Here is a 13,093-nt window from a genome sequence, read left to right as displayed (position 1 = left end):
AATTACCTACATAGGAAGCGAGAATCGCGCTATCTGGCCGTTTTGAAAGGCCGTGATATCCACGGGGTCGCCATTAACTGATATACGTACATTATCCGGTTTGCCGAGTGTAACTGCAACAGGAGGCACACCTTGAATTTCCATAACACGGCCAGATTGCTTAACACCGTAAGCAATTGCCTCACCGGTTGCGTCTTTTATGTTCACCCAACAATCATCGTCAAAGGTAAATGTCATCGATATGGGCACTGCCCCACTTTGACTACCTGAACTCGACGAATTGCTAGCAACTTGGCTACCTAAGCGGATTTCACCGGAGTCGGAATCGCTCACCAATGCAGTCAGGTTATTACTTTCATTAATACCTGCAGACGGCGGTAAGCTTTCATCATCTGTATTACTGCTATTACCTTGATTATTGGATGGTGAAGGCACAACGCTATTGTTTACGTTGCTATTACCATCGATAGATTGAGGAAGCACTGTGCTCTGCGTATCAGTGCCCGTATTAGTACTTGTAGCTGTATTAGTACTCCCGCCGGTTAACACACCCGAATTAGTGCGGTTAGTTGCTTGAGGAATGGGGGTGTTTGCAGCTTCTTCTTTAATTTTTTCAAGATTAGGCGCTTCAACGATAGCTTCATCACTAGGTTGTTGAACCCACCACGCTACAATGCCACCGATTATCAGCAATAAAATAATATAGGTAACCATCATCCAGCGATCATCGTGTGTCTGTTTAGCGACACGACGAGAAAAACTCTGCAGTTTGGCCGGTGGTTCTACACTTGTATGATATTGCTCGAAGGCAGCAACAACATGTTCGGCATTTAATCCTAGTTGTTTCGCGTAGTTTCTTACGTAGCCTTTTGTAAAAGTAATAGAGGTGGTTTTATCCACAGCATCTTCTTCTAAGGCATTGATTTGAGTGACTTTCAAGAAAAGCTTGTCAGCAATTTGCTGCTGCGTTAGCCCTAGCGATTCCCGTCGCTCTCGAAGCATTTTACCTGGGCTTGGCACGGTAGATTCTTGTGCTAAACCTGCTTCTTCAGTCGTTTGTTGTTCTGACACCATTCGACTTCCTATTCCCCTTGCATGTTGTGTGGTACTAACCAAAGCTTCATACCGGCAAAAATCGAGCCAGCATTTTCAATGTTGTTCCACTCCTTCAGCGAGGTAATTTTAATGTTATGCTTCAGAGAAATACGATAAAGGTTTTCGTTCGCCTTTACTATGTGGAATTGCGCTTGCTGGGAAGACAATCCCGTTTTTGTTTCTGTATTCGCATGTGCTGAGTTAGATACTGTATCAGCATTAGTATCTTCCCCTTTTACTTTTCGTTCAACCTGAGGCGTATGCTGCGCTAATATATTCTTATATTCCGCTGTATACGGGCTGTCAGGAAATAAGGTTGATAATTTATACCCTACTTCTTTTGCCCCTTCCCAGTCGTTTGTTCCTTGGTGTATTTCAAAGGACAACCATAAGGAATCGGGAGAAGGTTTAGCAACGCGTTGGTACTTGTCTAACGTGTACTTCGCTGATGTCCACTGCTCGGTGGCAATATAAAGCTCTGTCAGCAAATATAAACTTTTAGCACGTAAGGGTTGGTGTTTAAGAGCACTTTGAAAGTAGGTAATAGCATCATCAACATTGCCTTGGCTTTGTGCACATAAGGCAAGATTTTCGTAAGTTTCTGCTGAATTGGCATATTGTTGATTACTCACTGCCTTAAGGAAGTACTCCTTAGCGCCCTCGTAATCACCATCTTGACACTTGAACGCGCCATAGCTGTTGGCAATATCACCGTTATTGGGTGCTAACGACATTGCTGTTTGATAGAGATCATCAGCGCGCTTTGCATCCCCAACCAGTTGGTAATAATACGCAATAGCATAGTTAACCTCAGCTGAGCGTGGATCGTATTCTAACGCTTGATCTAAATTCACTTTAGCTTGTTTATAATTATTGTTTTTAAGGTAGGTTAACCCTAAAGACATACGAGTTTTAGCAGCTTCCTGGCGGTCAAAGTTACTATTGTAACTCCCAGGTTGCGAGTTGCTTACGCACCCCGCTAAAAAGACTACAGCTGCTATCAATCCTATTCGCATGTTATTACCCTAATATCTTAATGATTATTGGGCCATTTTTACCGAAATCGCTTCGCCCTTCACCTGTTTTTTTAATAATCGCTTAGTTCTGTCTACAACATCACCTACTAATTGCCCACAAGCCGCATCGATATCGTCGCCTCGTGTTTTGCGTACAACAGTGGTAAACCCATAATCCATAAGAACTTTTGAGAATCTATCGATACGCGAATTACTTGAACAAAGGTACGGTGAACCCGGGTAAGGGTTAAATGGAATTAAGTTTATTTTGCACGGTGTATCTTTCAATACTTTCGCTAATTCATGCGCTTGGTCGGTGCTGTCGTTAATATGTGAAAGCATAACGTATTCAACCGTCACTCGACCTTGATTAGCTTTCGATTTTTCAAGATAACGGCGTACGCCAGCCAAAAAGGCTTCAATATTGTATTTTTTATTCACTGGTACAATTTCATTGCGCAGCTCGTCATTTGGCGCATGTAATGAAATCGCCAAGGCCACGTCAATTTGATCGCCCAGCATATCAAGTGCAGGTACAACACCTGAGGTACTTAACGTTACGCGGCGCTTAGATAGGCCAAAACCAAAATCATCTAACATAATGTTCATGGCTGGCACCACGTTTTTAAGGTTAAGCAAAGGCTCACCCATGCCCATCATAACTACGTTAGTAATAGGACGTTTGCTGGTATCTTTTGATAAGCCAAGAAAAGTGGCTACACGCCATACTTGACCTATAATTTCACTCACGCTCAAATTACGGTTAAAACCTTGTTGAGCGGTAGAGCAGAACGTACATTCAAGGGCGCAGCCTACTTGTGACGATACACACAGCGTTGCACGGTCAGCTTCTGGGATCCATACCGTCTCCACTTCCTGACCGCCCTCAAGCGCTAACGCAAACTTAATGGTGCCATCGCTAGCTTCTTGAAAATAGGCAATCTCTGGCGCTTTCACTTCACAGTGTTCTATCAGCATAGCGCGCAGGTTTTTATTCAGGTTGCTCATTTTCTCAAAATCGCTTTCGCCCTGCTGATAAATCCATTTCATTACCTGATCGGCACGAAATGGTTTTTCTCCTTTTTCTTTGAAGAAATTACGCAAGCCTTCGCGATTAAGATTTAACAAATTTGTCTTTGCCATAAAATGATGACCCTTTTACCTATTCAAGGCTATTGCCTTGTACTGCTAATATGATGACGCGAACGGACATTAGGAGGTTCGAATCCATGTTGCTCTAAATCTACTTGGGTTATAAAGCTAAAGCTTCATGAGCCTCTATCGAGAGCCTCTAGATAACGAGTTACTCTTAAAGCAAAAGTAGTGAAAAGCCGTTCACTTGTAGGACGTAAGCAGAAGCAATACTGCTAAGAAAAACGTTACGCCCAAAACGGTCAAAAGTCATAGACCAAAGCCGTTCAAAATTTGCGCGGATTTTACCATACTTGTTCAAGTAGAAAAAGCGTAACCCACAGACTAAATACAGGGTGTAACTTGCTACATTGTTGCGGCTTCTTGACGAAGCTAGCCAAAACTAGAGGCCGGACGATAAAGCTGAAAAAATAGACTTACAGAAACAAAAAACGAGGCCGAAGCCTCGTTTTTTTAGATTCGGTCGTTTGCGATTAACGCGTACGAGGACAAATCTCTTCTTCAGAGAAGAAGTAAGCAATTTCACGTGCAGCTGATTCTGGTGCATCAGAACCGTGACATGCATTTTCATCAATTGAAGCAGCGTAGTCAGAACGAAGTGTTCCAGCAGCAGCATCAGCTGGGTTAGTTGCACCCATGATTTCACGATTTTTAACAACAGCGTTTTCGCCTTCAAGAACCTGAACCATTACTGGGCCAGATGTCATGAAATCAACTAGAGCGCCGAAAAAAGGACGTTCTTTATGTTCTGCGTAGAAACCTTCAGCCTGTTCTTTGCTCATGTGGATCATCTTAGATGCCACGATGCGAAGACCAGCAGATTCGAAACGGTTGTAAATTGCACCGATAACGTTTTTAGCTACCGCATCAGGCTTGATAATCGAAAAAGTACGCTCTAGAGCCATTGTTTTCTCCAAACAAATTTAAGTCTTATGAATTTTTGGCCGCGAATTATAGGCAATTATTAACGGCTTGACCAGCGGCGATTTCAACACCCCATGGCGCTCTACTACACGTGATAACGGTGACACTATTATGACAGCGTTTATGACGCACTTGGTTATGGACGCATATTACACTTAACTTTACCTAACGCCTACACCCAATTTTTATCTAACTAACTGTTTTCTTTAGCAAGATGTTGAATTTTAGACACAATTGCACGAAGACCATTTCCACGCGTCGGCGTAATATGGCGCTCTAAATCTAGCGCTTCGAAATAGCCATCAATATCAAATTCAAGAATATCTTTCGGCGATTTATTATTATAAGCCGCCAAAACTAACGCTAATAAGCCTTGAACAATCACTGCGTCACTGTCTACTTCGAAGGTAATTAGGTTATTGTCGTAAGATTCAACCAGCCACACACTGCTTTGGCAACCTTTTACCAGTCTGTCTGCCGTGCGCTTGTCTTCTGGCAAACCAGGCACAGATTTACCTAAATCGATAATATATTGATAGCGCTGTTCCCAATCATCGAAAAACGCTAAATCATCAATTATTTCTTCAGTAGAGGGTAATGCCATGAATAATCCTGTGTTATTAAAAGAAAAGACCCGCTTCTAGCTGCGCTTCTTCACTCATCATTTCTCTTGACCACGCTGGGTCAAATACTAACTCTACATTTACAGCCGTAACGAAGGGAACGAGTGCTACACGATATTCAACATCGCCTACCAATACCGGCCCCATGCCACAACCTGGCGCAGTTAGCGTCATATCAATATCAACTTCGCCGCTATCTTGATTAACGTTAACCTTATAGATAAGCCCTAGCGATACTAAGTTAATCGGTATTTCAGGGTCGAAGATAGTTTCAAGCGCATCCCACACCTGCTGTTCACTCACTTTGCCATCTTCGGGCTCAGCGAAGTTAAGTACTTGGGCTTTACGGCCAATTGCATCGGCATCGGTGCCGTCAATACGGTACATATTGCCACGCCACGTAACCGTGTAGTTTCCGCCTAAATCTTGCGTGATCGTAACAAACTCACCTTCTGGTATGGTTGCAGGGTTTCCTGCGGGAACAAGACGTGCTTTACACTCTCGTTCTGTCACCACCATCTTCTGCTTCATGCTATAACTTCTTAATATTGCAGTTAGCCAACGTTGAAGCTTTCGCCGCAACCACACTCATCAACCACATTCGGGTTGTTGTACTTAATAATGCCGTTCACGCCTTCAGTTACGTAGTCAATTTCTGTACTACGTACTAGCTCGGCAGCATCTTCTGATACCGCAACACGAAGGGTTGGTGAAATTTCTACGATTTCGTCGCCGTCTTTCGCGCTATCAGCAAAATCAAGTTCGTATGCATAACCGGTACAGCCACTTACACGGGTAGACAAGCGAATTAACTGACCCGGCTTGTCTTTAAGCTTGCTTTCAAAATGCTTAATGGCGCTGTCGCTCAAGGTAATAAGCTTTGTGCTAGGAACAAATGTTTCAACACTCATAGTGCCTCCTTAGGCCAACATCATTTTCGCTTTCTTAAGTGCAGCAAATAAGCTGTCCACTTCTTCAAGCGTGTTGTAAATTGAGAACGATGCACGAGCAGTGCCTGGAATACCAAAGCGCTTCATCAGCGGCTGAGCACAGTTATCGCCCGTTCTTATTGCTACGCCTTGCCTGTCAAGAATAAACCCAACATCACCAGGGTGCGCACCGTCTAATAAAAAGCTTAAAACACCCACTTTATTAGGCGCAGTGCCAATTAAACGCATACCTTCAAAGGCAAGTGCTTGTTCAGTGGCGTAGCTTAATAGTGCTTGTTCATGGTTATGTAATGCGGCCATATCAAGATTTTTAAACCAGTCAACAGCAGCACCTAAACCAATAGCGCCCGCAATATTAGGCGTACCCGCTTCTAAGCGATTCGGTAATTCGCCCCATGTGGCCTCATGATAAGACACGTCTTTAATCATTTCACCGCCGGTTTGCCATACTGGCCAGTCTTCTAGCACCGATTTACGGCCCCATAAAACACCAATACCAGTAGGTCCGAATAGCTTGTGCCCAGAGAAAGCGTAAAAATCGCAACCTATGTCTTGTACGTCAACGCCGCCGTGAGCAATGCCCTGCGCGCCGTCCACTAACACCCATGCACCTACTGCTTTCGCTTTTTCCGTTAGCAGTTTAATAGGGTTAACCGTACCTAATGCATTTGATACATGCGGAAACGCTACCATTTTGGTGCTAGGTGTTAAGAGTCTATCGAAAGCGTCGATATCGAGCTCGCCGTTATCGAACACAGGCACAATATTTAATGTTGCGCCTGAACGTCGACACGCTTGCTGCCACGTAACCAAGTTCGCGTGGTGCTCTAGTTCTGTCACCATGACTTGGTCGCCTTCGCGAAGCAACTGCCCCAACCCGTTAGCCACAATATTAATGGCTTCAGTGGTCCCGCTGGTCCAAATCACTTCTTCCCGCGCACTGGCGTTAATGAAGCCCGCTACACTCGTGCGCGCATTTTCATAACGTCGAGTTGCTTCATCAGATAAATGATGAGCGCCGCGATGCACGTTCGCATTGGTGTTCGTATAGAAATCGACAATGGCATCAATCACCGCATGCGGCTTTTGTGTTGTCGCCGCGTTGTCGAGGTAAACCAATGGCTTACCATCTACCGTTTTAGCAAGGATTGGAAACTGGGCGCGAAGCGCAGCAACGTCTAAGCTCATTTTACCTCCATGTGTGCAAAGCGCTCGCTTAGCACAGGAAGTAGCCAATCGCGGATAGCCGCATTTGGCATATCGTTAATTAGCTCTTGAATGAAACCAAAGTTCAACATCACTAAGGCTTTACTGCGCGGTACGCCGCGAGTCAGCATGTAATAAAGCGCTTCACCTTCAATTTCTGCCACTGTTGCACCGTGAGCACAGCGCACGTCGTCAGCATAAATTTCAAGTTCAGGTTTAGTGTTGATAACACCGCGACGAGACAACAATAAGTTACGGTTGTTAAGCTCTGCCAAGGTCTTTTGCGCGTCACGGTGAATGTGAATACGACCGTTAAACACCGCACGGGCTTTATCACCCACAATCCCACGCGCATTTTCTTCTGTGGTGCCGTTAGGCATGGCGTGCTCAATGGTTGAATGTAAGTCGAATAACTCACCTTCAGCCAACAAATAAATCGCGTTCATTTTGGCGTTAGCAAATTCACCGGCATGATGCATATCTACATCTAAGCGTGACAACTCACTGCCATAGCCCACTAGAGTGCTATTTAAGGTTGAGCGGTCGTGCAACATAAAGTGGCTTCCACCTAGTTGCTTAGCGCTGCCTGTGAACATCGCAAAACGGTAGTGCTCTAAGTGCGCATCATCAGCAATATCGTATTCAGCAAATGCCGTAGTAAGGCTATCGGTATCACCTGAACCTTGTTCAATGATAACCGCGCTTGATGCATTACCTAGCTTAACCAATACGCGAGTATGGGCATCTACGTTTTTAGTCGCTAAATTCACAATGCGAATAGGCTTGGTTACTTTTGCGCCGTCTACTACATTGATGAAAACACCGTGCTGGCAAAGTGCATCATTAACACGGCCAAATAAATGGCGCGTTGGCTTCACTTGACCGAACACACTGGCAATGGCTTGCTGTGTAGCCGCATCGTCAACGTTTAGCGAAGTAATTGACATGCCTTGTGGCACGTCTAGCGTGTTAATTTGCGTAACTAACACACCATCAACAAACACGATATCTAACGCGTTTAAGTTATCGATATTTGGCACAGGTACGCTGTCTACTTGCGTGGCAATCGCAACGTTACGCTTTTCTACGGGCGTAAGTGGCGTATTGATCCAGCTTTCGTTGCGGCGTTTCGGCCAACCATCGTTTTTTAATTGTGTTAAGGCCTGCTGACGCACGGGCGCCAGATAATCATCTAGCGCTGCCCCATCAATGACCTGTTCTAGCCATTGACTCATGCTTCGGCCTCCTCGTAGGCTTTACCTAAGAAGGCATAACCGCTTTTCTCTACTTCTAGTGCTAGAGATGCATCACCACTTTTCACAATTTTGCCGTCGGCAAGAATGTGTACAAAGTCAGGTTTGATATAATCAAGCAAACGCTGGTAGTGAGTCACTACGATAAAGCTGCGTTCACCATCACGTTGGCTGTTTACACCATCAGCCACCACTTGAAGTGCATCAACGTCTAGGCCTGAGTCAGACTCATCAAGAATACAAAGCTTTGGCTCTAACAAAATCATTTGCATGATTTCGTTACGTTTTTTCTCACCACCAGAGAAGCCTTCGTTAACACCACGCTTTAAAAAATCTAGCGGCAATTGCACTTGCTTACACGCATCTTTGGCTTTCTTTAAAAATTCTGCAGCAGTAAGCGGGTCTTCGCCGCGCTGTTCACGCATGGCGTTGACAGACTCTTTCATGAATTCCATGTTGCTTACGCCTGGAATTTCTACTGGATATTGAAACGCTAAGAACAAACCTTCACGGGCACGTTCTTCCACTTCTAAATCGAGCAAATCTTTACCGTTCAGTGTCACTTCACCTTCGCTAACTTCATAACCATCACGGCCAGAAAGCACATAACCAAGGGTACTCTTACCGGCGCCGTTAGGGCCCATGATAGCGTGTACTTCACCTGGCTTAACTTCTAGGTTAAGCCCTTTAATGATGTTTTTCTCTTCTACGCTGGCATGTAAATTCTTGATACTAAGCATTGATTACCCCACTGAACCTTCAAGACTAATTTCGAGCAGCTTGCCGGCTTCTACGGCAAATTCCATCGGCAGCTCTTTGAATACTTCTTTACAGAAACCGTTAACAATCATGGAAACGGATTTTTCTGTGTCTAAACCACGTTGCTGGCACAAGAACAACTGCTCGTCGCTTACTTTCGACGTTGTTGCTTCGTGCTCAACAATGGCACTTGGATTTCTACTTTCGATATACGGGAATGTATGTGCGCCGCATTTATCGCCGATTAACAGCGAGTCACACTCTGTGAAGTTACGCGCGCCATCGGCACGAGGGCCCATTTGCACTAATCCACGATACGCATTGTTACTGTTACCCGCTGAAATACCTTTAGAGATAATGGTAGAGCGGGTGTTCTTACCAAGGTGAATCATTTTGGTACCGGTGTCGGCTTGCTGCCTACCACGGGTTAACGCCACTGAGTAGAACTCACCTACACTATTATCGCCTTTAAGCACGCAGCTTGGGTATTTCCACGTAACCGCTGAACCCGTTTCAACCTGAGTCCACGAGATTTTTGCGTTCTTATGGCAAATACCACGCTTGGTCACGAAGTTATAAATACCGCCTTTACCATTTTCATCACCCGGGTACCAGTTTTGTACGGTTGAGTACTTAATAGTGGCATCGTCCATAGCAACTAATTCAACTACAGCAGCGTGCAATTGGTTTTCGTCACGCTGAGGTGCAGTACAGCCTTCTAGGTAGCTTACATAACTGCCTTCTTCGGCAACAATAAGCGTACGTTCAAACTGACCGGTGTTCATTTCGTTTATACGGAAATAGGTAGAAAGCTCCATAGGGCAACGTGTGCCTTTTGGAATATAAACGAATGATCCGTCGGTAAATACGGCACTGTTTAATGCAGCAAAGTAGTTATCGGTGCGCGGTACTACCGAGCCGATGTACTTTTTCACTAAATCTGGGTATTTCACCAGCGCTTCAGAGATAGGGCAAAAGATAACGCCCGCTTCTTCTAACTTGCTTCGAAAAGTCGTTACCACTGAAACTGAGTCAAATACCGCATCTACTGCAACACCCGCTAGCATTTCTTGTTCATGCAACGGAATACCTAGTTTTTCGTAGGTACGCAGTAGTTCAGGATCAACTTCATCAAGAGACTGAGGCTTGTCTTTCATACTCTTTGGTGCCGAGTAATAAGAAATGGCTTGATAGTCTACTTTAGGGTAGTCGACATGAGCCCAATCAGGCTCTTCCATTTCAAGCCATGAATGATACGCTTTTAAGCGCCACTCTAGCATCCACTCCGGCTCGTTTTTCATTGCTGAAATACGGCGAATTACTGACTCGTCGAGGCCACTTTCAAAAGTCTCAGATTCGATCTCTGAATAAAATCCAGCATCGTACTTTCTTTCTAACGCCTGTTCGATCTGTTCACTCATGTTGGGATCTCACTTGTTTGCCTGCGTTCGCTGCCTTCACTACTGGCCTCTCGGTCTTGCCAGTAAGTCACGTTGCCGTTTTAGCTACTTACGTATTTGCCAAAACGTATTTGCGATATTCCTATCGAATATCTAGACAGCCTAAAATTTTGGAGCCGTATTATATAATACCTGAGTATTTCACTCAAATATTCAACAGCCCAGTTAAATAAAAATTAAATATCATACCAATCGGTAATTACGATAACGTGCAATAAAATGTGCTATCGGCTTGCGGCCAATACAGTAGCCTCACGCAAACGGGTAACAACATCTGTCACTTTGTTGATGACGTAAGTGATGTCATCTAATGTGGTGAACCTACCTATACTGAAACGTATTCCAGCGTGAGCCAGTTCACTACTTCTGCCAATGGCGCGTAATACGTATGAGGGTTCTAAGCTTGCCGATGTGCAGGCAGAGCCAGAGGATACCGCAATATCGTTCATCGCCATCATCATACTTTCCCCATCCACACCACCAAAACTCACATTTAAAATGTTCGCTATACGCTGAGTTTCATGGCCATTAAGGTAAATATCATCTAACTGGCTTAGCCCTTCCCACAACGCAGTTTTCAACTTGCTAATATGGGCGGTATCATTCTCTAACTGCTGATAAGCAAGATGTATCGCTTCGCCCATCCCCACAATCTGGTGTGTTGCCAACGTGCCTGAACGCATACCCCGTTCGTGCCCGCCACCATGAATCTGTGCAGCTAAGTTAATTTTGGGTCGACGGCGAACGTATAACGCGCCCATGCCTTTCGGACCATAAATTTTATGCGCTGAAATAGATAACAGGTCGACTGGCAATGCTTGCAAGTCAATAGGAAGCTTACCTACGCTCTGCGCCGCATCTACGTGAAACAGGATGTTCTTAGCACGGCAAAGCTCACCAATAGCACTAATATCTTGAACAACACCTAATTCGTTATTTACGTGCATTACTGACACTAAAATGGTGTCGGTAGTTATTGCTGCTTCAAGCTGTGAAAGTGAAACAAGACCTGACGTATCCACATCTAGGTAAGTCACTTTAAAACCTTGCTTTTCAAGGTATTCACACGTATCTAAAACAGCTTTGTGTTCGGTATTAACGGTAATGATATGTTTAACGTTATTCACATAGCCTTCTGCTACACCTTTAATGGCCAAATTATTTGATTCTGTCGCACCCGAGGTGAATACGATTTCTCGCGGGTCGCAGTTCAGTGCATCACTTATTTGATTACGGGCGACGTCTACCGCTTCTTCCGCCATCCAACCAAAACGATACGAACGGGAAGCTGGGTTGCCAAAATTGCCATCCATAGTCAGGCACTGCACCATTTTTTCTGCAACCTTTGGGTCGACAGGCGTGGTAGCGGCGTAATCTAAATAAATAGGTGTTGAACGAGACATAAGCGACTAAAACATTCTCTAAAACTGTTGTTATAACTGAAAGCTAACTTCGATATCGTTGGCAACATTACGAAGGGAGGCGCTTTTATCTTGACGCCCAGCCACTTCTTGAACATCGCGCTTGGCCATTAATTCGCCAAGGGTAATATCGTTCAAAAAGGAACTTATCCGATCGCTTAAGTCTTGCCATAAACTATGAGTTAGGCAACGGTCGCCACTTTGACAATCCGCTTGACCTTGGCAACGGGTGGCATCTACAGATTCATCTACCGCACGAATAACTTCACCAATTGATATATTGGCAGCATCGCGCCCTAGTAAATAACCACCACCTGGCCCACGAACACTATCGACTAACTGGTTTTTACGTAGTCGAGAGAAAAGCTGTTCTAAATAAGATAGCGAGATAGCTTGGCGTTCAGAGATATCAGCGAGAGGCACAGGACCGCGTGTCGAATGCAATGCTACATCAAGCATTGCCGTTACTGCGTAGCGCCCTTTAGATGTTAATTTCATAGAATCCTCCCGCTATTAATATAGCAAGAATTTTCACATACCTGACTAAATTGGTCAAGTATAAGACCTAGTAATTTAGTCAAGTATTTTGTAGTTTCCATTCCAAAGCAGGAATGGTTTCTAACGAATCTGGAATGCTCACGCAGCATGGGCGAGGGGCCAAGCCGTAGTGTTTTAGCAGCCTCGTATTTTTTTCTATCTAAGCACCTAATATAGCCGATCGCGGGTAATGCGTTTATTTGGGTTAGTTTAATTACCAAGTTAGGTGGCAATTTCACTCCCGAGCAAATTTCTCTTGGTAATCATATCGTGCCGATAGAATTGAGTCATATTCTATCAATAGAGTGTCATCCACAGACTAATGGGATCTGTGAACGCTTCCACAAAACCAATCTCAACGAGTTTTATCCGGTCACATCCGGCAAGAAAATTTATGATTCGCTGGAGATGTTGCAGAAAGATATATACGAGTAGCTGAATTATTACAATAGTGAACAATCTCATCAAGGGAAAATATGCTGTGGCAGAACGCCAATGGAAAAATTAATTGGTGGGAAACAGAATTGGGCTGAAAATAATTTAGCTTAAATCTAATCTGACGATGCCCCTAGAAACACTGGGGAACTGTCAGATCAGGTCCGAGCTAGGACAGATTAACTTGTTAACACCAAGCGACTTTGTCGTATCTTAATTACCAAGCGATTCTGTCGTAAGCGCTAATTACCAAGGGAAACTG

General features: G+C 44.4%; 13 protein-coding genes and 1 pseudogene. 1 reads left to right on the top strand and 13 read right to left on the bottom strand.

What is annotated here, in order from left to right:
• Nucleotides 1-6: 6 nt before the first annotated feature.
• The 13 genes from J5X92_RS14665 to iscR all read right to left on the bottom strand — a co-directional run bounded on the left by J5X92_RS14665 (nucleotide 7) and on the right by iscR (nucleotide 12,357).
• Nucleotides 7-1,074, bottom strand: a complete 1,068-nt coding sequence (locus J5X92_RS14665) for a RodZ domain-containing protein (RefSeq protein ID WP_208806016.1) — start codon at nucleotides 1,072-1,074, stop codon at nucleotides 7-9.
• An 8-nt stretch (nucleotides 1,075-1,082) separates the two neighbouring features.
• Nucleotides 1,083-2,111 carry a type IV pilus biogenesis/stability protein PilW gene (gene pilW, locus J5X92_RS14660; protein WP_208806015.1) on the bottom strand — a complete coding sequence of 343 codons (1,029 nt, stop codon included), beginning with the start codon at nucleotides 2,109-2,111 and terminating at the stop codon, nucleotides 1,083-1,085.
• A gap of 24 nt (nucleotides 2,112-2,135) precedes the next feature.
• Nucleotides 2,136-3,254 carry a bifunctional tRNA (adenosine(37)-C2)-methyltransferase TrmG/ribosomal RNA large subunit methyltransferase RlmN gene (locus J5X92_RS14655; RefSeq protein ID WP_013783283.1) on the bottom strand — a complete coding sequence of 373 codons (1,119 nt, stop codon included), beginning with the start codon at nucleotides 3,252-3,254 and terminating at the stop codon, nucleotides 2,136-2,138.
• 482 nt (nucleotides 3,255-3,736) lie between these two features.
• Nucleotides 3,737-4,168, bottom strand: a complete 432-nt coding sequence (ndk, locus tag J5X92_RS14650; RefSeq protein ID WP_013783282.1) for a nucleoside-diphosphate kinase — start codon at nucleotides 4,166-4,168, stop codon at nucleotides 3,737-3,739.
• Between the two features lie 212 nt (nucleotides 4,169-4,380).
• Complete coding sequence (locus J5X92_RS14645; RefSeq protein ID WP_013783281.1) at nucleotides 4,381-4,791, bottom strand: SufE family protein; 411 nt, start codon at nucleotides 4,789-4,791, stop codon at nucleotides 4,381-4,383.
• Between the two features lie 16 nt (nucleotides 4,792-4,807).
• Nucleotides 4,808-5,341 carry a putative Fe-S cluster assembly protein SufT gene (gene sufT, locus J5X92_RS14640; RefSeq protein ID WP_013783280.1) on the bottom strand — a complete coding sequence of 178 codons (534 nt, stop codon included), beginning with the start codon at nucleotides 5,339-5,341 and terminating at the stop codon, nucleotides 4,808-4,810.
• Nucleotides 5,342-5,364: 23 nt separating this feature from the next.
• Nucleotides 5,365-5,721, bottom strand: a complete 357-nt coding sequence (locus J5X92_RS14635; protein ID WP_013783279.1) for an iron-sulfur cluster assembly accessory protein — start codon at nucleotides 5,719-5,721, stop codon at nucleotides 5,365-5,367.
• A gap of 9 nt (nucleotides 5,722-5,730) precedes the next feature.
• On the bottom strand, nucleotides 5,731-6,948 hold the full coding sequence (locus J5X92_RS14630; protein ID WP_126873139.1) for a cysteine desulfurase: 1,218 nt from the start codon (nucleotides 6,946-6,948) through the stop codon (nucleotides 5,731-5,733).
• The gene (sufD, locus tag J5X92_RS14625; RefSeq protein WP_126873138.1) at nucleotides 6,945-8,201 is read right to left on the bottom strand and encodes a Fe-S cluster assembly protein SufD; all 1,257 of its coding nucleotides are present in this window, start codon (nucleotides 8,199-8,201) and stop codon (nucleotides 6,945-6,947) included. The genes J5X92_RS14630 and sufD overlap by 4 nt, the downstream gene beginning before the upstream one ends.
• The gene (sufC, locus tag J5X92_RS14620) at nucleotides 8,198-8,959 is read right to left on the bottom strand and encodes a Fe-S cluster assembly ATPase SufC (RefSeq protein WP_126873137.1); all 762 of its coding nucleotides are present in this window, start codon (nucleotides 8,957-8,959) and stop codon (nucleotides 8,198-8,200) included. Before sufC ends, sufD begins: the two co-directional genes overlap by 4 nt.
• Nucleotides 8,960-8,962: 3 nt before the next feature.
• The gene (sufB, locus tag J5X92_RS14615) at nucleotides 8,963-10,399 is read right to left on the bottom strand and encodes a Fe-S cluster assembly protein SufB (protein WP_126873136.1); all 1,437 of its coding nucleotides are present in this window, start codon (nucleotides 10,397-10,399) and stop codon (nucleotides 8,963-8,965) included.
• A 263-nt stretch (nucleotides 10,400-10,662) separates the two neighbouring features.
• Nucleotides 10,663-11,841 (bottom strand): IscS subfamily cysteine desulfurase, encoded by a 1,179-nt coding sequence (locus tag J5X92_RS14610; RefSeq protein WP_013783274.1) that lies wholly within the window; start codon nucleotides 11,839-11,841, stop codon nucleotides 10,663-10,665.
• Between the two features lie 30 nt (nucleotides 11,842-11,871).
• The gene (gene iscR, locus J5X92_RS14605) at nucleotides 11,872-12,357 is read right to left on the bottom strand and encodes a Fe-S cluster assembly transcriptional regulator IscR (protein WP_126873135.1); all 486 of its coding nucleotides are present in this window, start codon (nucleotides 12,355-12,357) and stop codon (nucleotides 11,872-11,874) included.
• Between the two features lie 351 nt (nucleotides 12,358-12,708).
• Here iscR and J5X92_RS14600 point away from each other — a divergent pair.
• Nucleotides 12,709-12,945, top strand: a pseudogene (locus J5X92_RS14600) (integrase core domain-containing protein); the annotation flags it as partial.
• Nucleotides 12,946-13,093 lie beyond the last annotated feature (148 nt).

It is taken from the genome of Alteromonas sp. K632G (genome assembly GCF_017653625.1).
In the GTDB taxonomy this organism is placed as follows: Bacteria; Pseudomonadota; Gammaproteobacteria; order Enterobacterales; family Alteromonadaceae; genus Alteromonas; species Alteromonas naphthalenivorans.
Note: the sequence above shows the minus strand (reverse complement) of the source record. Positions and strands in the feature narration are given on the sequence as shown.

Coding starts and splice junctions, on each gene's coding strand:
- J5X92_RS14630 (WP_126873139.1), bottom strand. CDS start 6,948: ATGAGCTTAGACGTTGCTGCGCTTCGCGCCCAGTTTCCAATCCTTGCT.
- J5X92_RS14655 (WP_013783283.1), bottom strand. CDS start 3,254: ATGGCAAAGACAAATTTGTTAAATCTTAATCGCGAAGGCTTGCGTAAT.
- pilW (WP_208806015.1), bottom strand. CDS start 2,111: ATGCGAATAGGATTGATAGCAGCTGTAGTCTTTTTAGCGGGGTGCGTA.
- sufB (WP_126873136.1), bottom strand. CDS start 10,399: ATGAGTGAACAGATCGAACAGGCGTTAGAAAGAAAGTACGATGCTGGA.
- sufD (WP_126873138.1), bottom strand. CDS start 8,201: ATGAGTCAATGGCTAGAACAGGTCATTGATGGGGCAGCGCTAGATGAT.
- J5X92_RS14610 (WP_013783274.1), bottom strand. CDS start 11,841: ATGTCTCGTTCAACACCTATTTATTTAGATTACGCCGCTACCACGCCT.
- iscR (WP_126873135.1), bottom strand. CDS start 12,357: ATGAAATTAACATCTAAAGGGCGCTACGCAGTAACGGCAATGCTTGAT.
- J5X92_RS14635 (WP_013783279.1), bottom strand. CDS start 5,721: ATGAGTGTTGAAACATTTGTTCCTAGCACAAAGCTTATTACCTTGAGC.
- sufC (WP_126873137.1), bottom strand. CDS start 8,959: ATGCTTAGTATCAAGAATTTACATGCCAGCGTAGAAGAGAAAAACATC.
- sufT (WP_013783280.1), bottom strand. CDS start 5,341: ATGAAGCAGAAGATGGTGGTGACAGAACGAGAGTGTAAAGCACGTCTT.
- J5X92_RS14665 (WP_208806016.1), bottom strand. CDS start 1,074: ATGGTGTCAGAACAACAAACGACTGAAGAAGCAGGTTTAGCACAAGAA.
- J5X92_RS14645 (WP_013783281.1), bottom strand. CDS start 4,791: ATGGCATTACCCTCTACTGAAGAAATAATTGATGATTTAGCGTTTTTC.
- ndk (WP_013783282.1), bottom strand. CDS start 4,168: ATGGCTCTAGAGCGTACTTTTTCGATTATCAAGCCTGATGCGGTAGCT.